Below are 21,688 nucleotides of genomic sequence, written 5' to 3' on the forward strand. Positions count from 1 at the left end.
GAGCAAGCCCGCTCCCACAGTTGACCGTGTTGTTCACAGATGTTGTGCACGACACAGATCCAATGTGGGAGCGGGCTTGCTCGCGAAAGCGGTTTCACATTCACCCAATCATTTTGAAGACCACCGCACCGACCCATCCTCACCAATAAACGTCTCTTCGATGTTCTCCCCCACCAGCCGTACCTTCACGTAACCGTTCAATACCCGATCCGGGTACGCTTCATCCTGCGCATTTTGGGTTTCCGACCACAGCACCCGCGAATGCCCGTCCAGCTCGCTGGCATTGCCGTATGGAATCGCCCCATGCCCGGCGCAGCGTGCATGCAACCCGCCCTGGGCCGCATAGCAAATGCCGTTGTGCAAATGCCCCCAATACCAGTAATCCGGCTCCCGTCCCAGCGCATCACACACCGGTTGATACAGCGCGGTTTTGTTGTGCCCGGAAATATCGAAGCCCTGATGATGACTGAGCACCATGATCTTTTTGCGCTGGGGCAGCTCTTTCATCCAGGCGATCTGTTCCTTGTTCAGCGTGCCGTCCATGTACAGGTTCATCGCATCCGAGGCATACGCGCTGTCGAGGCCGATCACCAGCCAGTCGTCGTTGTACAGCGCGAAATAGCTGGTGCCCTGCTGCGTCGGAAAACGCTTGGCCAGTTCCTTGAAGTAACCGTGGGCGCCGCTGTACATCTCGTGGTTGGAATTGAGCGTGAACGAACCGTGCTTGCCCATCGGCCAGCCGACCATATCGACATCTTCCTGAGAGTGCGAGCCGGCGTAGTACACGTCCCCCAAGTGAATGGTGAAATCAGCCTGGGCGAGCTGCATTTGATTGGCCACTGCCACCGCCGGAGCGTGGGTATCGAACGGCCCGGTGCCCCAGTCGCCGGCAATCGCCAGGGTCACGTCGCTGTCCATTTTCATCAGCGCCGGGGTGGTGGCGAACGGTGCGTGATGGCGCAGGTTTTCAATCCACTTCAGCAGCGCCTCGCTCCACAGCAGGTCCAGCAGCTCCCATTTTCGACAACCGAGCAAGCTGCCGTCCTTGAGCACTTGGGTTTGCAACTCGTCGGTCGATTGCGGCAACGGCGTGGCATTGCCGATGTGCAGGATCGACAAACCGTGGGACAACTCCCACGGCACGCTCGGTTCATCGTCCGGCAGTTCGCCGTGTTTGAGCACGTATTGCGCCTGATCGTGACCGCGTTGCAGCAGCGTGACAATGGCCTCGAACTCTTCGGGCTCGATGTCGCTGATGAGTTTTTTCCAGGCCATGTCCAGCCGTGTATACAACCCGTGCAGGCGAACCTTGACCTTGTCGTACTCATGTTCCCAATGAGCGACTAGTGACATGTTGGCATTCCTCCATCCGTAGTGGGATCACAGGGTTTTCATGAATTCGATGAGCGCCCGTTTATCGACGTCCGACAGTTGCGTGCCATACAGGTGGCCGCTGTTGTGATTGCCTTCAAGTCGAGTGTCGAATTTGAAACCGCCCGGTGTTTGACCCGTGGTGACGAAGCCAACCTTCTGTTGGTCGTAGACGTCGGAACCGGTGAAGAACACCTGCGGCCGCTGTTCCGGCGGTTGCAGCAAATCCCACAGCGTCGGCACCGAGCCGTTGTGCAGGTAAGGCGCGCGCATCCAGATGCCGTCGGTGGGGGTGTTGCTGTAGCTCTGGGTCTTGCGGTAGGCGTTGAAGTCGAACGGCGGTTTCTTGAAGCCGTGGAAGGCGTCGACTAAACCGGTGGTGAACGAGTCCAGTCGATGAGGATCGGTGCCCAGTTCATCGATGCTGGTGGTGACCTGGCCGGTGTCGGTGCGGCCGAATTCATGGCAACTGGCGCAGTTTTTGTCCCAGATCGGTTTGCCTTGGGCGACCTTGGCCTGATCCAGCGCCCACGGCCACGCCGGTGGCTTGGTACCGAGCAGCCAGTTGGTCACGCGGTTGAAGCTTTCGGGCAGTACCGATTCCGGCGTCGCACCCACGGCCATGGCCGCTGCGTAGTTACGCTCGTGGATGTCGTTGTTGTTGCCGTCCCAGTGCAGGTACAGCGACTCCCGGGGTTTCTGGTTCCAGACTTGCGGCAAGTCGACGGTGCCGATGGTCGAGTCATCCGGGAAGCCGAACACCACCATTTTCGTCGGGTTGAAGGTGTCGGTACGCCCCGGTCCTTGGGGTGGCCGCAGTTTTTGCCAGGCGTAGGCCTGTTTCTGTTTGAGCAACGCGCTCTTGGCCATCGGGATGATCAGGTAGCGGTTGTACAACCGTTCGAAAAAACCGAGCTGGAACTTGCTATTGATCGCCGTCATCACCGCATCGGTGGTGAATTTCGGATCACTGGCGCAATCGTAGGCGAACCACTGGAACGCTTGCAGTTGCAGGGTGTTGGCCGGTGCGGTGGCCACTGTTGTGGCGACGTCGCTGGCATTCGCCCGGTAGGAACCGGTGTGGCACAAGGCGCAGTTCGGCTCGACCGTCGGGTAGCCGATCTGCCGCTTGGCCATGCCGATGGGCAGGTCCTTGCCGTTTTCGTAGAGGAAGCCGAAGACTTCGTAGCTGCCGGGTTTCGGCAGTTTCTCCGGGCACATCTGCGGCAGCACGGCGAACAGGTAATACGGGATTCGCGCTTCGATGCCGAGGCCGATGGCGGCGTATTTGTAGTGATCTTCGTCGGAGGCGTATTTCTGCGCTGGCACCACTCGCAGCATCTGGTACCAGGTTTCGTAGCCGATGAATCCGAGCAGCAGCACCACGATCAGCGTGCCGACTTTGAACCCATGACTTTGCCAACGCCGTGCCCAGCCCGCGCGCCATTCCCGCCAGCCGTCGCAGAGCAGCGCCAGCGGTCGATTGGCCGGCGATGTGCCGAGGTACAGCAGAATCCCGAGGATCAGAAAGAAGCTCAAATCCCCCATCAGCATCGGCACAAATACCGTGGCCTGGTTGCTCGTGTTGATCAGGTAAATCCAGAACGCCACGGCGATCAGCCGCGTCAGCACGCACAACCAGGAATGCACCACGAAGCGCGGCGCGTTGAAGCCCGACGGCATGTAGAACACGCTGATGCCGACCAGCAACATGCCAGCGTTTTCCAGCCAGGGATCGGAGAGTTGCGGCGCCAGGCCGAGCATCGATGTCAGCAGCGCCGGGGCGAACAGGGCCGGCAACGCGAAGAACATATTCATCACGATGCCTAGCCAGATGAAGCGTTGAAACCAGCGGATGTAAGTGTCCATATCATCCATTTCCTTGTTGTCACCAAAACCCGAGGTAACACACCTGTGGCGAGGGGGCTTGCCCCCGTTCGGCTGCGAAGCAGTCGTAAAACCTGCGAATGCGGTTTCTCCTGATGGACCGCATACACCGGTTTGGGGCCGCTTCGCGACCCAACGGGGGCAAGCCCCCTCGCCACAAAAGCTCCCTCTCCACAGGGGATTTGCGTTAGCCGAGGGCGGTCTTCTCCAGGTGTTGCAGGATGATCGGGTACACATCGACCACCGCGTCCTTGCCGAACATGCAGTCGATATGGCCATAACCCGGCACCACCTGCCGGCTATAGCGTTCCGGCCCGTGGACCTTACACACCCGCTCATAGGTCCTGAGCGTGCTCTCCGGCAGGTAGCACTGGTTGTCCGCCCCGCTGATAAAGCAGATCGGCATGCTCAACCGGTCGAAGTGCGACATGTAGACGTCTTCACCCTTGAAGTTCACCAGATGACCTTTGCGCACGATCAGCGCCAGGTGCTCGAAGGTCTGCATGTTCGACTCGCCAAACAGCTCGTGCAGGTTGTCGTGCAAGGTTTCATTGAGGGTGTCGTGGCGGTACAACGACGCGTACATGAAGGTGATGCGGTGGCACACCGGGTTGGTGCAGTAGCCCTGGGCCTCGATCCGGGCGTAGCCGTTGAGGGCTTTGTCGTAGAGTTTGTTGAACCAGTTCTCCTTGTTGTCGGCGTAGGCGGTAAGGGATTTGACCCCGATGGCATCGAGCATCCCCGGCAAGTGCAAACCGGCCTTGAGCCCGGTGGCCGTGGCCACGACGGTATCGGCGGCTATCTGCGAGCAAACCACTGACCGCACACCTTGCAGCCCGGCCAGCAGCGACATGAAGAAGGTCGTCGCGCCGTAGCAATGCACCACGCACTGCACGTCGGCGGCCCTGGTCGCCTGCTGAATCTGGCCGATGGCAGCCTTGAAGTCGTACTCGGCGATCTGGTCGCCATTCCATTCCTTCTTGCTCGCCGGCAGCAGGATGCTCACCCGCAAATCCAGCAACCAGACGTCGTACTCGTGCTTGCACAGGTACTCCAGCAGGTTGGTCTGGATGGTGTCGGTGGAGAAAATATTCGAGCCCACACCCAGCCCGTGCACCAGCATCACCGGGCCTTTGGTGCCACCCTGATAACGGGTCAGGCGCAGTTCGACGTTGTCCTCGGTCGGGAAGAAATGCACGCTCGGAGTTGGCGCATCCAGCGGTCGTTTCAGCCGCGGTGGTGCGTCGGGGTTGAAGTAGATGTCGCCGGCAAACACGCCGCCATAACTCTCCCAGAGAATCCCGGCGAAGAACTTGCCGAAGCGTGCCAGGCCTTCAATGCGCTCGCGCTCGTTGCGGGCGTTGAGCACCTTCATGGTGGTCATTTGCTTGGCGAAATCGGTCGGGTGAATATGCATCACCCCGGAACCGATCACTGCACCGGTCTTGTCCGGCCCGCGATACAGCGTGACGTACAGCGTGCTGGTGTCGTGCCAGATGTTCAGCACGCCGTTGTCTTCCGGCACGGTTTTGAAGGCGCTGAAGAAATAGTCCTGGCCGTCCTCGGCGGTCAGCTTCATGTCGTATTTCATGTGGCGCACGCCGACCTGTTCTTCGTATTGCTCGAACAGGTTGAACACGCCATTGCTGGCAGTCAGCGGCTGCGGCGACAGGCCCGGCGCATCCAGCGTGCCGACCAGGGTGGCGGCGTGTTCCGGTTCCTTGATCATGTGGTTGAGGTCGTTGGCGGTGATGGTCAGGGTGAACTCGATGGGCGAGTTTTCCGATTCGCCGCGAGTGGCTGCTGCTTCATACAACGGCAGGTCGGTGCTTTGAGGCTGGGTGAAGTCCTTGGAGAAGTAGCCCTTCATGGTTTCGGTGAACTGCACGCCGAGGGTCGGCGGTGCGACTTGTTTGCGCGGCGCTGAAGGCAACGTGTAATCGATCTGCCAGCCACGATCAGCCGCCAGCAGGCCCATGTTGCGCTCGCTTACTGCCGAGATGGTCAGCAGCGGATTGACCGCCAGGGATGTCGGAATCACTGCGCCGTCGGTCACGTACAAACTGGCATACACGTCAGTGCCGCTGACACCGCTGAACACCTGGCCCTTGTGGTTGACCACGCCCTGCCCCGCATCCTCGCCCATCACGCAACCGCCCAACGGGTGGACCGAAACGATGCTGTGTTTGAGCAACTCGGTCCAGATCGGATTCTCGACCCAAACCCCGCCCAACGCCTTGGTGCTCAGGTGTAGGCGCTCATTGCCGAGTTTGACGTTTTCCTGCTCGCCAACACCGGGCCAATCGATGCGCAACTGATCCTTGCTGTCGAGCACCATCCGGCCCTTGCCGTCATCGTGGCTCATGATCAGGTAGGTCTGCATGTTGTGCAGCGCGCCGTAATACGGCCCACGGAGGAAACTTTCGGCTTCGCGCTCCTTGTATTTCATCTTGCCGGTGAAGCTGTCGTCGGTCGCCACGCCGATCAGCTCGGCGAACCCGGCCATGCTCGGTACCATCGGCCGGCCGAGGGCGCCGGGGATCGAGCCTTCTTCGATGACCATGCGGCTGCGCCAGTCGCCTTCGGTGCGCATGTCGATGACCGAGGTGATGCACGGGCCGACCGGGTGCAGCTCCTTGGCCGGATGCGCGCCGAAACCAATGCCGTTGATCGGCTGTTCGCAGTTATGGCCGAAGCCGAGGATGTCGCCGTTGCCGCTCATGTTTTCGCCGAGCTGGTTGGAGGTCGACAGGCCTTTGTCCCGGGAACGCAGGAGGATTTCGGTGGAACCCAGGGTCCCGGCGGACACCACCACGATGTCGGCTTTGACGAACAGCGTCGGCGCCGAGAACGTCTCGCGACCGCTGTCCAGGTATTGGAAGTGCACGATCCAGCCATCGCCGTCGCGCTCCAGGTGCCGCACTTCGGCCTGGCAGAAAATCTCCGCGCCGTGGTTCGAGGCGTCTGGCAGATAGTTCATCAGCGTGGTGTTCTTGGCCTTGTTGTTACAGCCCGAGACGCAGTCGCCGCAGTGGTTGCAAGGCAGTTGCTCGACGCCGACGTGGTTGAGGTTGTTCGGCAGCTTGTCGAAGGTCACGTTGATCGGCGGCCGGTAAAAGTGCGCGCCTTGCTTGAGGTAATCCGCCGATTTTTTGTTGGCTTCGAGTTTGGGCAATACCGGCGAGGTGCTGGGATACGGCATGGGCTTGAGCATTTCCCGGGCCCGGGCGTAGCCATCCTTGAGCAAGGTGTCGCGATGTTCGCGCACCGCCAGCGGCCAGCGCGGATCGTCGAACACACCGGGTTCCGGTTCCAGGGCGACGTTGGCGTTGATCAGCGAGGTGCCGCCCAAGCCACAACCGACCACCACGTTCTGCTGGGCATTGACGTGCAGGTCGAACAACCCGGTACGCGAGCCGATGTGGCCGTCCGGGTCATGCACCTGCAACTCCTCGGTGGCCGCGATCATGGTGTTGGGGTACTCGCCGGGCTGCATTTCCCGACCGCGCTCCAGCAGGCACACCCGCTTACCGGCCCGGGACAGGCGCGAAGCCGCGATCCCGCCGCCATAGCCGGAGCCGATGACGATCACGTCGTAGTGTTCCTTGATGTCGCTGATGGGCGTTGCGATCCGGGTCATGGGTTTTTTCCTCTCTCAGGCTGATGGGGCAACTCTGCGGTTGCCTGCTATCAATGGGCGAACGGACACCTGGCCACTGAGCGAACTCAGCGACAGCAAAGCTGTGGCGTTGGAGGGGTCAAGCGCTATAGACGGGCACGCTGATTGGCCGCTCGGCGATGGATGCGCTTACGCAGCGAAGTCGCAGGAACCGGGACGCAGGCCGTGCAGGGAGTGGGGTGCAGGTGGTGTGGCTGGCTATCCATCACGCGTTCTCCCTGAACCAGATGTGGATAAGTAACGGTTGTCCTTGGTAACTGGTTAGTGAAGACAGGCGGCAGATTGAAGTCAAGGAAGAGCCTTAGACCTGTATGAAATCTGATCTATTACGTTCAGGCCTATGCGGGGCGTGGCTTGTAGGGTTTAGCGAACAAGTTATCCACACCTCCACCCACAGCAAATGGGGACAAGTATGGATTTACTGGGAATACGCTTGAAAATTAGTGAAGAAAAACCGTGACTTATCCAGAAGCAGGGCTCTGGATGGCAATTGGTTGTTTTTTGATCTACACCCTACAAGCCACGTTTTATATGGGCTGCAGAGGATGGCGAACACCTTATCCACAGAAGCGCCAACAGACTTTGGGGGCAACTTTGACGGCTCTGTGGAAAACCTGCCTAAGGCTTGATAAATCGGGGTTTACAGGCGGTTTGTCGGCGTAAAACAGTGATTTGGTTGTTTTTTAATCAGACGCGTCACAACCCCGGTTTATATGGCCTGCAGCGGACAGCGAACATCTTATCCACAGAAGCGCCAACAGAGATTGGGGGCAAGTATTGGCGCGCGGGCAAAGTTATCCTCGGGAAAAAGCTCGAAAAAACCACGGGTTAGGCTGGTTGTTTTTTGTACGAAGGGTTGCGGGGCTTGATTGGCGTGGGGTGTAGCGAGGGGCGAACATGTTATCCACAGAAGGACTAACAGGGATTGTGGGTAAACCGCCCACCCTCATCGGAACGCCGCCCGCCCAGCCCTCTCCCGAGGGAAGGGGAGCCGACCGAATCGCCTATTCAAGCTCCACCGACCTGAACGAACACAGTGATTTCAGGCTTGGCCAAACCAAGGTCACCGCGCAATCGCAGGTCGATGTAATTAGCCCATACAACTCAGTCAGTCCCCTCTCCCCTGGGAGAGGGCTAGGGTGAGGGGCTCTTCAGCGGACGACGCCTTCTTCAATCAACAACTTCAGAATTGCTTCGGCCCCGGCTTGCGCAGTGACGCCTTTAAGCACCTGCCCGCCCCCACCGCTGGCCTTGGCCGTCGCGGCTTTCATGCGGTCTGCGCCGCTTTTGGCCTTGATCACTTTCAGGCGTTTAGGCCGTGGTTTGGCCGGTTGCAGGGTTGCGACCGCCAGCAGTTCATCGTCGATGACTTCGACGTCTTCAGCCTGCAACACCCCACGCCGGGCTGGGCCGTAAGCGCTTTGCCGAGGCTTCGGCGCTGCGTTATCCACAGTCGCCAGAAACGGCAGCCGTACTTTCAAGCGACGGCGTTGACCACGTGGCAACGCTTGCAACACCAGGGCCGAATTACCGTCGATGGATTCGACCTGAGCCAATCCCACCACCAGCGGCCAGCCGAGGCTTTCAGCCAGCAGGAACGGCAACATGCCCGAGCCCTCACCGGTTTCAGCCTGGCTGCCGGTCAGCACGACCTGCGCCCCGGCATCGCGAAGATAAGCAGTCAACGCCGGCAGCGCGTCGGCGCCTTCCGGCTGTTCCAGAACATGCAGTTGTTCCAGGCCCATGCCCAAATAGGCACGCAATGCAGGTTCCGCGACGTCGCCGGCATGCAGCACTTGCAGGTTATCCCCAGCCAGTTGCAGGCCCAGTTCCACGGCGCGCGCGTCCTGTTCGGCGCGGCGTGGCCGGCCGGAGGTCGGGTGGGCGCCGATGGACACCAGGCTGATAATCTTCGTGTTCATAGCGTTTCCTTAAGCCGCATCGCGCTTGGCGTCGTTGCGATAAGCCGCTATCGCATCGATCAAGGCTTGAAGAATCTCGGCGCTCTCGCCGATCACCGACAGGTCGGCCCGTTTGATCATGTCGCAGCCAGGATCGAGGTTGATCGCCACCACCTTGTCGCAGGCACCGATGCCTTGCAGGTGCTGAATCGCCCCGGAAATCCCCACGGCCACATAAACCCGCGCGGTGACCCAGGTGCCCGACGCACCGACCTGACGGTCGCGGGCCATGAACCCATCGTCCACCGCCACCCGCGATGCGCCTTCGGTAGCGCCCAATGCTTCGGCTGTCCTGTGGAAAAGTCCCCAGTCCTTGACCCCGTTGCCGCCAGAGAAAATGAACTCAGCTTCGGCCATTGGAATCGCTGCCGGGTCCACCGCCACCGCGCCCAAATCTTCGATACGTGACAGGCTACGAACCACGGCTGTGGATAACTCCACCGGCAAGGCTTCGTGACGGGTTTCGCTGACAGGTTCGGCGCATTCAATAGCGGCCAGAATCAAGCGTGCTACCGGGCGCGCAAGGTCTTGCAGGCCCGCACCGGCGCGGCCGATGCATTCCTGGTCCTTGACCTGCCAGACCCGCGTGGCCGGGCGTTCGCCCAGTGCCGCGGCAAAGCGTCGACCGAGTTCGCCACCACCGCTGCGGCTGTCCGGCAGCAACCAGTGACGCGGGTTGAACTGGTTATCCACAGCCCGCAGGCCCTGGACCCGTTGTTCCGGTGCATAACCGCTGAATTCATCGCCATCGAGCACCAGCAAGCGATCGACGCCTGCGGTGGCGAAGGCGTTTTCTTTGTGTTCGCCGAAAACCACGGCCAGCACGGCGGCGTCCTTGCCGGCCAACTGATGAGCGAGGCCGAGCAAGTCGCGGTCGTGGCTGCTCAAGCGACCGCCGACCATGTCCGGCACCACGCAGATGTAAAACGCTGGTGCAGGCACTTGATGCAGCGGCAGTTGCACTTCAACGGCGGCCGAACGTTTGGTCGCCCCGCCCTGCTGTGCGCCGCTGCGGTCGATGCGCTTGATGCCGTTAGGCCCGATAAAACCAATGCCATGCAGATTCTTGCGGATGACGCCGTTCGGGCCCATCCAGCTGTGTTGCGCCGGTTGCATCGCCGCGTGCAGCGGGTGCAAACGGTTACGGGCAATCCATTCGGCGCGGGGGTCGCGGCGGATAATGTCGCTCATCAGTGGGCCTCCGCAGGTTCACGTTTGGCCGGGGTGCTCGGCTTGCTCGGTGCGGCGTCTTCGAGCAATGCATCGGCCACCAGTTCGGCGATGTCCTTGATCAGCGGACGCGGTTCGACCACGCCTTCGAGCATCGCGGTGCATTGTGGGCAACCCACAGCTACCAGTTCGGCGCCGGTTTCACGAATGTCGTCCATGCGCATGTCGGGGATCCGTTGCTTGCCCGGAATGTCGGTGATCGGCGCACCGCCACCCCCACCGCAGCAGCGCGAGCGGAAACCGGAGCGTTGCATTTCCTTCACTTCAATCCCGAGGGCGCGCAGCACTTCACGCGGCGCCTCGTATTCACCGTTGTAGCGACCGAGGTAGCACGGGTCGTGATAAGTCACGCTGGTGCCTTTGTGCTGGCCGAGGTTCAGGGCGCCAGCGTCGATGATTTCGGCCATGTAGGTGCTGTGGTGCTGCACGAGGTAGTTGCCGTCGAAGGCGCCGTACTCGTTTTTCAGCACGTGGAAGCTGTGCGGGTCGCAGGTGACGATGCGGTTGAAGCTGTATTTCGCCAGGGTCTGGATGTTGCGTTTGGCCAACAACTGGAAGGTCGCTTCGTCGCCCAGGCGTCGGGCCACGTCACCGCTGTCGCGTTCTTCAAGACCGAGCACCGCGAAGTCGACCTTGGCCGCTTTCAGCACTTTGACGAAGGCGCGCAAAGTGCGCTGGTTGCGCATGTCGAAGGCACCGTCGCCGACCCAGAACAGCACGTCGACCGACTTCTTCTCGCTGAGCAGGTTGAGGTTCAAGTCCGCCGCCCAGTTCATCCGCCCGCCCGGGGCGAAGCCGCCAGGGTTGTCAGTGGCGATCAGGTTTTCCAGGACTTCGGCGCCCTTGTTTGGCGTGGCGCCTTTTTCCAGCGTCAGATGGCGGCGCATGTCGACGATGGCGTCGACGTGCTCGATCATCATCGGGCATTCCTCGACGCAGGCGCGGCACGTGGTGCAGGACCAGAGGGTTTCGGCGTCCACCAGACCGTTAACGATCGGTTGATGCGGGTTACCGGCGTGTTCACCGATGGCTTTGCCGGGATAGGGGCTGCCAGCGAACTTGGCGTCGGTGCCGCCGGCCAAGCCGACGACCATGTCTTGAATTAGTTTTTTCGGGTTCAGCGGCTGGCCGGCGGCGAACGCCGGGCACGCTGCTTCGCATTTACCGCACTGTACGCAGGCGTCGAAACCGAGCAGTTGGTTCCAGGTGAAATCCTTGGGTTTTTCCACGCCCAGCGGCGCGGTCGGGTCGCTCAGGTCCAGCGGTTTCAAACCGGTGGAACGGCCACCATTAAAGCGTTCAGCGCGACGGTGCCAGGCCAGGTGCAGGGCACCAGCGAAGGCGTGCTTCATCGGTCCGCCCCAGGTCATGCCGAAGAACAATTCCGAGACGCCCCAGAGCACGCCGACACCGAGGATTGCCGCCAACAGCCAACCGCCGAAGTTTTCCGGGAGGATGCCGGCGACCGGCAGGGTCAACAGGAAGAAGCTCGCGGAGAATGCCAACAGGCTTTTGGGCAAACGCATCCATGGCCCTTTGGACAGGCGGGCCGGTGGGTGGCGACGGCGCAGGAACATGAAAATCGCACCGACGAACATCACCGCCGTCATCAGCAACAGTGCATAGCCGAGGAAGCGGTTATGCAGGCCAAAACCGTGCACCAGAATTGCCAGCACGATGGACGCCACCGCACCACCGGCCGTGGCCACGTGGGTGTTGGCGATGTATTTGTCCCGCGCGACCACGTGGTGCAAGTCGACCATGTAGCGCTTGGGCATGGCCAGCAGGCCGCCGATCAGGTCGACTTTCGAAGCCCGGCCCCGGCGCCACATAGCCACCCGCCGCAACGCGCCCAGGACACCCAGGCCCAGGGCAGCGAACAGCAGGATTGGAAGAAGGGTGTTCAACATGTGGAGCTCCCAAAGACCTCGGGGTCTTGCACGGGTTCATGTGCGTGCCGATGAAGGCCTGGCACCTACCTGTGGCGAGGGGGCTTGCCCCCGTTCGGCTGCGAAGCAGTCGTAAACCGGCCAACGCGTTCTTACTGACAGACCGCATTGGCTGATTTTGGGGCCGCTTCGCAGCCCAACGGGGGCAAGCCCCCTCGCCACAGTGATGGTGGTGATGCGCTTAGAAATCCTTGCACAACCGCAGGGCGTCGTAGATCGCCGCGTGGGTGTTGCGCTGGGCCACGCAGTCGCCGATGCGGAACAGCAAGTAGCCGTCACCCGCCTGGCTCAGCGATGGCTGCGGCTTGATCGCGAACAAGGCTTCGATGTCCATCTGGCCTTTGTTGCGCGACGCTTCCTTCAGCGCGTAATAGATTTCTTCGTCCGGACGCACGCCGTTTTCGACGACGACCTGGTCCACCACCCGCTCCTCTTTGGCGCCGGTGTATTCGTTTTCCAGCACCGCCACCAACTTGTCGCCTTCGCGGTAGACCTTCTCCAGCATCATGTCGCCGGTCATGATCACTTCTTTGGGGTACATGCTGCGGTAGTACGTCGGGAACGATGTGCCGCCAATCGCCACGCCCGGTTTGATGTCGTCGGTGACGATCTCGACCTGGCTGCCCTTGTCGGCGAGGAAGTCGGCAGTGGACATCCCGGTGAATTCGCAAATGGTGTCGTAGACCAGCACGTTCTTGCCCGGCGCTACTTTGCCGTCAAGGATGTCCCAACTGCTGACCACCAGGCCTTCCGCCGCGCCCCAGTGTTCGTTCTGCTCCAGGAATGGATGGCCGCCAACCGCGAGCACCACCACGTCCGGACGCAGGTCGAGAATGGTCGCCGCATCGGCGGCCACGCCCAGGCGCAGGTCGACTTTCAGCCGCGCCAGCTCAAGCTGGAACCAGCGAGTGATACCGGCAATCTGGTCCCGTTGCGGGGCTTTCGAAGCAGTGGTGATCTGCCCGCCGATGAATTCTTTCTTTTCGAACAGGGTCACGTCGTGGCCACGTTCGGCCGACACGCGAGCCGCTTCCATCCCGGCAGGACCGGCACCGACCACCACGACTTTGCGTTTCACACCGGTCGATTTCTCGATGATGTGCGGCACGCCCATGTATTCACGGGAGGTCGCGGCGTTCTGGATGCACAGTACGTCCAGGCCCTGGTACTGACGGTCGATGCAATAGTTGGCACCGACGCATTGTTTGATCTGGTCGACCTGGCCCATTTTGATCTTGGCGATCAGGTGCGGGTCAGCGATGTGGGCGCGGGTCATGCCGACCATGTCGACGTAGCCGCCCTCCAGAATCCGCGTTGCCTGGTTCGGGTCCTTGATGTTCTGCGCGTGCAGCACCGGAGCCTTCACCACTTCCTTGATACCGGCCGCCAAATGCAGGAATGGCTCCGGTGGATAACTCATGTTCGGGATAACGTTGGCCAGGGTGTTGTGGGTGTCGCAACCCGAACCGACCACGCCGATGAAGTCGATCATGCCAGTGTCGTCGTAGTACTTGGCGATCTGCTTCATGTCCTCGTGGGACAAGCCGTCCGGGTGGAACTCGTCACCGCACAGACGGATGCCGACACAGAAATCCGGGCCGACTTCCTTGCGAACAGCCTTCAGGACTTCCAGGCCGAAACGCATGCGGTTCTCGAAGCTGCCGCCCCATTCGTCGGTACGTTTGTTGACGCGCGGGCTCCAGAACTGGTCGATCATGTGCTGGTGCACCGCCGACAGTTCAACGCCGTCCAGGCCACCGGCCTTGGCGCGGCCAGCCGCGGTGGCGTAGTTGCCGATCACCCGCCAGATTTCTTCCGGCTCGATGGTTTTGCAGGTCGCGCGGTGCACCGGTTCACGGATGCCCGATGGCGACAGCAGCGTTGGCCAATGCTCGCCGTCCCAACGCGAGCGTCGGCCCATGTGGGTAATCTGGATCATGATCTTGGCGCCATGCTTGTGCATGGCATCGGCCAGATTCTGGAAGTGCGGGATAATCCGGTCATCGGCCAGGTTGACCGATTTCCACCAGCCTTGCGGGCTGTCGATGGCCACGCTGGAGGAACCGCCGCAAATCGCCAGGCCGATCCCGCCCTTGGCTTTCTCTTCGTAATACTTGACGTACCGGTCGGTGGTCATGCCGCCGTCGGTGGCATAAACCTCGGCGTGCGCGGTGCTGAGCACGCGGTTACGGATGGTCAGTTTGCCGATCTGGATCGGCTGGAACATTGCTTCGAAAGCCATGGCGGGGTCCTCGACTTACAACGGCTTGACGGTGAACAAACCGTCGTCGTGGCCTTCTTCGGAGCCACCGTAGACTTGCTCGGCAACGGTGCGGATGCTGCTGCCGCGGGCTTGCAGAATCTGGTCCATGGCACCGGCAAACCAACCAGTGAACATGTAGTCGACCTTGCGGCCGACCTTGCCGTACACGTAGACGAACGCCGAGTGTTCAAGCTTGACGCTGGCGGTGCCTTTGTCGAGGTCGATGTCCTGGATCTTGAACAGGCCCCAGCCGCGTTGCGACAGGCGTTTCATGTAGTGTTCGAACACCGCGACGCCTTCCAGACCGTGGCATTCAGCTTCTTTTTCACACCAGTGCCAGGCGGATTTGTAGCCGGCCTTGTAGAGAATTTCGGCGTAGGCGTCGCTGCCCAGCACTTCCTCGATGCCCATGTGGTTGTTGACGAAGAAGTGACGCGGTACGTACAGCATTGGCAGGGCGTCGGAGGTCCAGACACCGGTTTCGCTGTCGACTTCGATTGGCAATTGCGGGGCGATCTTGGCCATGGAAACTTAACTCCAGAAAATTCGTGGTGTTGCCCCCGGCGCGGACGGCCGGGGGAAAGGATTCTTCAGATGCGGCGGCTTATTCGCCCCAGACGTCTTTGAGGACGTTGACCCAGTTCTCGCCCATGATCTTGCGGACCACGCGCTCGGAGTGGCCGCGCTTGAGCAGCGTCTCGGTCAGGTTCGGGAACTCGCCGACGGTGCGGATGCCCAGCGGGTTGATGATCTTGCCGAAGCTGGTCAGACGGCGGGCGTAGCCCTTGTCGTGGGTCAGCATTTCGAAAAAATCCTGGCCATGACCCTGGGTGAAGTCGGTGCCGATGCCGATGGCGTCTTCGCCGACGATGTTCATGGTGTATTCGATGGCTTCGGCGTAGTCGTCGATGGTCGAATCGATGCCCTTGGCGAGGAACGGCGCGAACATGGTCACGCCGACAAAACCGCCGTGGTCAGCAATGAACTTCAGTTCTTCATCGGACTTGTTGCGCGGGTGCTCTTTAAGACCCGACGGCAGGCAGTGGGAGTAGCAGACTGGCTTTTTGGATTCGAGGATGACTTCTTCGGAAGTCTTGGAACCCACGTGGGACAGGTCGCACATGATGCCGACGCGGTTCATCTCGGCGACGATCTCGCGACCGAAGCCCGACAACCCACCATCACGCTCGTAGCAACCGGTGCCGACGAGGTTCTGGGTGTTGTAGCACATCTGCACCACGCCAACGCCGAGCTGCTTGAAGATCTCGACATAGCCGAGTTGGTCTTCAAAGGCATGGGCGTTCTGGAAACCGAAAATGATCCCGGTCTTGCCCTGCTCCTTGGCTTTACGGATGTCAGCGGTGGTTTTCACCGGGATCACCAGATCGCTGTTCTCGCGGATCAGCTTCTGGCTCGCGGCGATGTTATTGATAGTGGCCTGGAAGCCTTCCCACACCGACACAGTGCAGTTGGCTGCGGTCAAACCGCCCTTGCGCATGTCTTCGAACAGTTCGCGGTTCCACTTGGCGATAATCAGCCCGTCGATAACGATGCTGTCGGCGTGCAATTCGGCTGGGCTCATCAGGCAGTCCCCTATTAGCGATTCATGCGCCGAATCGTGTGCCGGCGCTTTGGGGCCAGCATATGCCTGAGGACCGGGGCAGCCGGGTGCAAAAACGACAGGGGGTTTGCCGAAAGCGTCAATCTGCGACAAAGGGTCGTTATCGAGTCTCATCACCCGGCTGTTCAATGCCGTCCGCTTGGGCCAGAATTCGGCGCATTACTGGATGCTTACTGGATTTAGGGCGACGCAATGAAATCGATCTTCCTGGCTTTGGCACTGATAGCGACCGGCGTACAGGCGGCTGAAGAGTCCGACAACAACCCCTGCGATGCCGTCGAAAACGACGTCCAGACCCTGGAGTGCTCGGCCTACAGCAGAACCACCGCCGAACAACTGCTCAAGGACAACTTCCAGGGGCTGAACGAGCGCTTGCAGTCGGTTTATGGCAAAAACAAGGCGCAGTTGGGTGATATCACCGAAAAACTCAAGGTTGCCCAGCAGCAATGGTTGAAGACTCGGGATGCGGATTGCGCGGTGGAAGCGTTTCCGGCGACGAGTGGTAGCAAGGCGTTCACGATTGCGCAGAATGATTGCGTGGCACGGATGAGTGATGAACGGTCGGAGTTTTTGGAGTCGATTTCGCAGGAGTGAGGCTGTAATGGAAAACAATATGATCCCCCACGAAGTAGTCATCCGTATCACCGACGGCGCGCTCCCGGTTCAGGCTTGGCGTGAATACCTGAACCTTACTCAGGATGAAGTTGCCGAACGCATGGGCGTTTCGCAATCGGCCTTTGCCGAGCTAGAAAGCGTTTCGAAGCCCCGCAAGTAAACCCGCGAGAAGATTGCATCCGCATTTGGCATCAACGCCGATCAGCTTGAGCTGTAAGCTGCACGCCATCAGCCAGTTAAGGGATTCAAATGAAAATCTGCGGCATCGAAATCAAAGGCAGCGAAGCGATCATCGCCGTGGCCTCCCTCGACGGTCAGGCGCTGAGCCACGTCGCCCTGGCCACCAAGAAAATTGCTTTGGACGATGACGACGAGGCCGCCAACGTCAAAGTCTTCGCCGCTCAGGTCGCCTCGTTTGTGCGTGAGAATGCCATTGATCGGATTGCGATCAAGAAGCGCAGTAAGAAGGGTGAGTTTGCCGGTGGGCCGACGACGTTCAAGATCGAAGGTGTTTTTCAGTTGCTGGAGAATTGCGAGGTGACGCTGTTGTCGCCGCAGACGATCAATGCTCAGGCGAAAAAGCACAACTTCGAACTGCCAGGGACGCTGAACAAGTATCAGCATGAGGCTTATAAAGCGGCGTGCTCGGCGCTGATGAAGAAATGAAGCTATACGACCTGTAGGAGCGAGGCTTGCCCGCGAAGGCGGTGTGTCAGGTGACAGTGATGTTGAATGTACCGGCCTCTTCGCGGGCAAGCCTCGCTCCTACAGGTACGGTTTCGCTCAGGCCTTTTGGCTTTGCCTGCGATCCTCCCGCGGGCACCGCTCAAACCTCGCCCGATAACTGCGGGTGAAATACGACGGCGATTCAAACCCGCACGCGATGCTCACTTCCAGCACGCTCATATCCGTCTGGCGCAACAACTGCCGGGCCTTCTCCAGCCGTAGCCGCAGATAAAAGTTGCTCGGCGTATCGTTCAGGTGCAGGCGAAACAGGCGTTCCAGTTGGCGCCGGGTCACCTTTATTGACTCCGCCAAATCCAGCGTGCTCAGCGGCGGTTCGCTGTGTTGCTCCATCTCTCCAATCACATGCACAAGCTTCTTGTTGCTGATGCCATAACGCGTGGCGACTTCCATGCGCTGGTGGTCTTTGCGTGGGCGGATGCGGCCGAGCACGAATTGTTCGCTGACCTGGATCGCCAGTTCCGGGCCGTGGGCCTGGCCGATGAGGTCGAGCATCAGGTCGATGGACGCGGTGCCGCCCGCCGAGGTGATGCGGCGGCGATCGATCTCGAACAGTTCCTGGGTGACGCTGAGCTGTGGATAAGATTCCTTGAACGCGTCGATGGCTTCCCAGTGCAGGGTCAGGCGATGGCCGTCGAGCAAGCCAGCTTCGGCAAGGACGAAGCTGCCGGTGTCGATGGCGCCGAGGGTCACGCCTTCGTTGTCCAGCCGGCGCAGCCAGTGCTCCAGCGCCGGGGTAGCGAATTTCAGCGGTTCGAAACCGGCGATCACCAACAGCGTCGCGCCTTTCTTCAGCGGCTCCAGCGCCGCGTCGGCGTTGACCGACATGCCGTTGCTGGCCAACACCGCGCCGCCATCGGCACTCAATACATGCCAGCGATACAGCTCGCCACGAAAGCGATTGGCGACCCGTAGCGGCTCAATTGCCGAGATAAAACCGATGGCCGAGAAACCCGGCATCAACATGAAGTAGAAATCCTGGGACATGGAGCGCACTCGACTGGCAGGTAACGAGAGGGCGGGAAGCGTGTGGACGTTGATACGCCAGTTGTCCACGGCATTCAAGAGGTCAGGTCGCTGCAGTGCAAGAGCTGGTCGCCGCAGTGCGCTTTCATGGGGGCTTAGCTGCGTAACTTGGCATCACCGGCGCACGAAGACACCGGGACCCACAAAAACGACCTGCCGAGGAACCCACCATGAAACGACTGATCAGCAGCTGTGTTCTTGCACTCAGCGGTACCGCTTTATTGAGCGCCAGTGTCATGGCGGCCGAACCTGCTGCGTGCCAGAACGTGCGCATGGGCGTAGTGAACTGGACCGACGTGATCGCCACCAGCGCCATGACCCAGGTATTGCTCGATGGCCTCGGCTACAACACCAAACAAACCAGCGCGTCCCAGCAAATCATCTTCGCTGGGATCCGCGACCAGCGCCTGGACATGTTCCTGGGCTACTGGAACCCGCTGATGACCCAGACCATCACCCCGTTCGTTGATGGCAAGCAGGTCAAAGTGCTGGAAGCGCCGAGCCTGAAAGACGCCCGCGCGACCCTCGCCGTACCGACTTACCTCGCCGACAAAGGCCTGAAAACCTTCGCCGACATCGCCAAGTTCGAAAAAGAACTGGGCGGCAAGATCTACGGCATCGAGCCAGGCTCGGGCGCCAACACCCAGATCAAGGCAATGATCGCCAAGAACCAGTTTGGCCTCGGCAAATTCCAGCTGGTCGAGTCCAGTGAGGCCGGCATGCTCGCGGCGGTGGATCGCGCTGTGCGCCGCAACGAAGCCGTGGTGTTCTTCGGCTGGGCGCCGCACCCGATGAACGTCAACGTGAAAATGACCTACCTCACCGGCAGCGACGACGCCCTGGGCCCGAACGAAGGCATGGCCACGGTCTGGACCGTCACCGCACCGAAATACGCCGAACAATGCCCGAACGTCAGCCGTTTGCTGAACAACCTGACGTTCACCGCCGCCGATGAGAGCCGGATGATGCAGCCGCTGCTGGATCACAAGGACGCCTTCGCATCAGCCAAGCAATGGCTGCAAGATCACCCGCAAGACAAGCAGCGCTGGCTTGCCGGTGTCACCACATTCGACGGCAAACCGGCCGCTGAAAACCTCCAGTTGACCAGCAAATAACCCCCGATTGAACAGCCCCTCACCCTGACCCTCTCCCCGAGGAGAGGGAACTGGACGAAGCTTCGCAGCCCCGAAAAGGGCTGCGGACAGACACATCACGCCTGCAAGGAACTCGCCTAATGAACCACGACGTCATCATCACCTGCGCACTCACCGGTGCTGGCGACACGACCGCCAGAAGCCCACACGTGCCGGTCACCCCGAAACAAATCGCGGCCGCCGCCGTGGAAGCCGCCAAGGCTGGCGCCACCGTGGTCCACTGCCACGTTCGTGATCCCGAAACCGGCAAGTTCAGCCGTGACGTGGCGCTGTACCGCGAAGTGATGGAGCGGATCCGCGAGGCGGACGTCGACATCATCGTCAACCTCACCGCCGGCATGGGCGGCGACCTGGAAATCGGCGCGGGCGAAAATCCGATGGAGTTCGGCCCGAACACTGACCTGGTCGGCCCGTTGACCCGTCTGGCCCACGTTGAAGCACTGCTGCCGGAAATCTGCACCCTCGATTGCGGCACCCTGAACTTCGGCGATGGCGACACCATTTACGTCTCCACCCCGGCCCAGCTGCGCGCTGGCGCCAAACGCATTCAAGAGCTTGGCGTGAAAGCCGAGCTGGAAATCTTCGACACCGGTCACCTGTGGTTCGCCAAGCAGATGATCAAGGAAGGCTTGCTCGATAACCCGCTGTTCCAGCTGTGCCTGGGCATCCCGTGGGGCGCGCCGGCCGACACCACCACCATGAAAGCCATGGTCGACAACTTGCCGGCCGACGCAGTCTGGGCCGGGTTTGGCATCGGTCGCATGCAAATGCCGATGGCCGCACAAGCGGTGCTGCTCGGCGGCAACGTACGGGTCGGGCTGGAAGACAACCTGTGGCTGGACAAAGGCGTGCTGGCGACTAACGGCCAACTGGTCGAACGCGCCAGCGAAATCCTCAGCCGCCTCGGCGCTCGTGTCCTGACCCCAGCGGAAGGCCGGGCAAAAATGGGCCTGACCAAGCGCGGTTAACCCCCCCACACACCTCACCTGTGGGAGCGGGCTTGCGTGGCGAGGGGGCTTGCCCCCGTTGGGTCGCGAAGCGGCCCTAAAACCTGCAACCGCGGTGTGTCAGGCATACCGCATGCGATGGTTTACGACTGCTTCGCAGCCGAACGGGGCAAGCCCCCTCGCCACAAAAGTCCGCCCCACAGGGGTTCACTGAATCTCTTTAGGAAGTCGCCATGAGCTTTATCACCGAAATCAAAACCTTCGCCGCGCTGGGCAGCGGTGTCATCGGCAGCGGTTGGGTCTCCCGCGCCCTCGCCCACGGCCTCGACGTGGTGGCGTGGGACCCGGCGCCCGGTGCCGAAGCCGCGCTGCGCAAGCGTGTCGCCAATGCCTGGGGCGCTCTGGAAAAACAAGGCCTGGCACCGGGTGCATCACAGGATCGGCTGCGCTTTGTCGCGACGATTGAAGAGTGCGTGCGCGACGCGGATTTCATCCAGGAGAGTGCCCCTGAACGCCTGGAACTGAAACTCGAATTGCACGGCAAAATCAGCGCGGCGGCCAAGCCCAACGCACTGATCGGCTCCAGCACCTCGGGGCTTTTACCGAGCGAGTTCTACGAAGGTTCGACCCACCCGGAACGTTGCGTGGTCGGGCATCCGTTTAACCCGGTTTATCTGCTGCCGTTGGTGGAAGTGGTCGGTGGCAAAAACACCGCGCCAGACGCCATTCAAGCGGCGATCAAAGTCTATGAATCCTTGGGCATGCGCCCGCTGCATGTACGCAAGGAAGTGCCGGGTTTTATCGCCGACCGTTTACTCGAAGCGCTGTGGCGTGAGGCGCTGCACCTGGTCAACGACGGTGTGGCGACCACCGGTGAAATCGACGATGCGATTCGCTTTGGCGCCGGGTTGCGCTGGTCGTTTATGGGGACGTTTTTGACCTACACCTTGGCGGGCGGCGATGCCGGGATGCGGCACTTCATGGCGCAGTTCGGGCCGGCGTTGCAGTTGCCGTGGACGTATCTGCCGGCGCCGGAGCTGACGGACAAGTTAATTGATGATGTGGTGGATGGGACCAGTGATCAGTTGGGTACGCACAGCATTTCGGCACTGGAGCGCTATCGTGATGATTGCCTGCTGGCGGTGCTGGAGGCGGTGAAGACCACCAAAGAGAAGCATGGAATGGCCTTCAGCGAGTAACCAGTCAGCAGGCCTGGCCCCTTCGCGAGCAAGCCCGCTCCC

At 60.7% G+C, this 21,688-nt stretch carries 15 protein-coding genes and 1 pseudogene; 6 read left to right on the top strand and 10 right to left on the bottom strand.

Translation table 11 applies throughout. The features are described from left to right. Positions 1–108: 108 nt before the first annotated feature. The 9 genes from JFT87_RS02295 to JFT87_RS02335 form a co-directional block, all read right to left on the bottom strand. Positions 109–1,353 (bottom strand): metallophosphoesterase family protein, encoded by a 1,245-nt coding sequence (locus JFT87_RS02295; protein ID WP_201198371.1) that lies wholly within the window; start codon positions 1,351–1,353, stop codon positions 109–111. 27 nt (positions 1,354–1,380) lie between these two features. Next, positions 1,381–3,240, bottom strand: coding sequence for a c-type cytochrome (locus tag JFT87_RS02300; RefSeq protein ID WP_201198373.1), 1,860 nt, complete (start codon positions 3,238–3,240; stop codon positions 1,381–1,383). Positions 3,241–3,445: 205 nt separating this feature from the next. After that, positions 3,446–6,898 carry a GMC family oxidoreductase N-terminal domain-containing protein gene (locus tag JFT87_RS02305; protein WP_201198375.1) on the bottom strand — a complete coding sequence of 1,151 codons (3,453 nt, stop codon included), beginning with the start codon at positions 6,896–6,898 and terminating at the stop codon, positions 3,446–3,448. A gap of 1,190 nt (positions 6,899–8,088) precedes the next feature. After that, complete coding sequence (etfB, locus tag JFT87_RS02310) at positions 8,089–8,859, bottom strand: electron transfer flavoprotein subunit beta (protein WP_201198377.1); 771 nt, start codon at positions 8,857–8,859, stop codon at positions 8,089–8,091. A 9-nt stretch (positions 8,860–8,868) separates the two neighbouring features. Continuing rightward, the gene (etfA, locus tag JFT87_RS02315) at positions 8,869–10,089 is read right to left on the bottom strand and encodes an electron transfer flavoprotein subunit alpha (RefSeq protein WP_201198379.1); all 1,221 of its coding nucleotides are present in this window, start codon (positions 10,087–10,089) and stop codon (positions 8,869–8,871) included. Further along, positions 10,089–12,038 (bottom strand): dimethylglycine demethylation protein DgcB, encoded by a 1,950-nt coding sequence (gene dgcB, locus JFT87_RS02320; protein ID WP_201198381.1) that lies wholly within the window; start codon positions 12,036–12,038, stop codon positions 10,089–10,091. The genes etfA and dgcB overlap by 1 nt, the downstream gene beginning before the upstream one ends. Positions 12,039–12,258: 220 nt before the next feature. Beyond that, on the bottom strand, positions 12,259–14,319 hold the full coding sequence (gene dgcA, locus JFT87_RS02325) for a dimethylglycine demethylation protein DgcA (protein ID WP_129440520.1): 2,061 nt from the start codon (positions 14,317–14,319) through the stop codon (positions 12,259–12,261). 15 nt (positions 14,320–14,334) lie between these two features. Then, entirely contained in the window at positions 14,335–14,865 is a 531-nt protein-coding gene (locus tag JFT87_RS02330; RefSeq protein WP_201198383.1) for a DUF5943 domain-containing protein, read from the bottom strand. A gap of 79 nt (positions 14,866–14,944) precedes the next feature. Continuing rightward, positions 14,945–15,922, bottom strand: coding sequence for a dipeptidase (locus JFT87_RS02335; RefSeq protein WP_201198385.1), 978 nt, complete (start codon positions 15,920–15,922; stop codon positions 14,945–14,947). A 231-nt stretch (positions 15,923–16,153) separates the two neighbouring features. On the opposite strand from JFT87_RS02335, the gene JFT87_RS02340 reads away from it, so the two are divergent. The 3 genes and pseudogenes from JFT87_RS02340 to JFT87_RS02350 all read left to right on the top strand — a co-directional run bounded on the left by JFT87_RS02340 (position 16,154) and on the right by JFT87_RS02350 (position 17,242). Next, entirely contained in the window at positions 16,154–16,555 is a 402-nt protein-coding gene (locus JFT87_RS02340) for a lysozyme inhibitor LprI family protein (RefSeq protein ID WP_201198387.1), read from the top strand. Between the two features lie 7 nt (positions 16,556–16,562). Then, positions 16,563–16,736 (top strand): annotated as a pseudogene (locus tag JFT87_RS02345) (helix-turn-helix domain-containing protein); the annotation flags it as partial. 89 nt (positions 16,737–16,825) lie between these two features. Next, on the top strand, positions 16,826–17,242 hold the full coding sequence (locus tag JFT87_RS02350) for a DUF3010 family protein (protein WP_201198391.1): 417 nt from the start codon (positions 16,826–16,828) through the stop codon (positions 17,240–17,242). A 117-nt stretch (positions 17,243–17,359) separates the two neighbouring features. On the opposite strand, the gene JFT87_RS02355 is transcribed toward JFT87_RS02350, so the two are convergent. Beyond that, positions 17,360–18,307 carry a GlxA family transcriptional regulator gene (locus tag JFT87_RS02355; protein ID WP_201198392.1) on the bottom strand — a complete coding sequence of 316 codons (948 nt, stop codon included), beginning with the start codon at positions 18,305–18,307 and terminating at the stop codon, positions 17,360–17,362. 209 nt (positions 18,308–18,516) lie between these two features. Between JFT87_RS02355 and choX the strand changes: the two genes are divergently transcribed. From choX to JFT87_RS02370, 3 genes are all read left to right on the top strand, one after another. Further along, positions 18,517–19,461 (top strand): choline ABC transporter substrate-binding protein, encoded by a 945-nt coding sequence (gene choX / locus JFT87_RS02360; RefSeq protein ID WP_201198396.1) that lies wholly within the window; start codon positions 18,517–18,519, stop codon positions 19,459–19,461. Positions 19,462–19,580: 119 nt separating this feature from the next. Further along, on the top strand, positions 19,581–20,468 hold the full coding sequence (locus tag JFT87_RS02365; protein WP_201198398.1) for a 3-keto-5-aminohexanoate cleavage protein: 888 nt from the start codon (positions 19,581–19,583) through the stop codon (positions 20,466–20,468). Positions 20,469–20,680: 212 nt separating this feature from the next. Then, on the top strand, positions 20,681–21,646 hold the full coding sequence (locus tag JFT87_RS02370) for an L-carnitine dehydrogenase (RefSeq protein ID WP_201198400.1): 966 nt from the start codon (positions 20,681–20,683) through the stop codon (positions 21,644–21,646). Positions 21,647–21,688 lie beyond the last annotated feature (42 nt).

Origin of the sequence: Pseudomonas sp. TH15, assembly GCF_016651105.1 — a bacterium.
Classification (GTDB): domain Bacteria; phylum Pseudomonadota; class Gammaproteobacteria; order Pseudomonadales; family Pseudomonadaceae; genus Aquipseudomonas.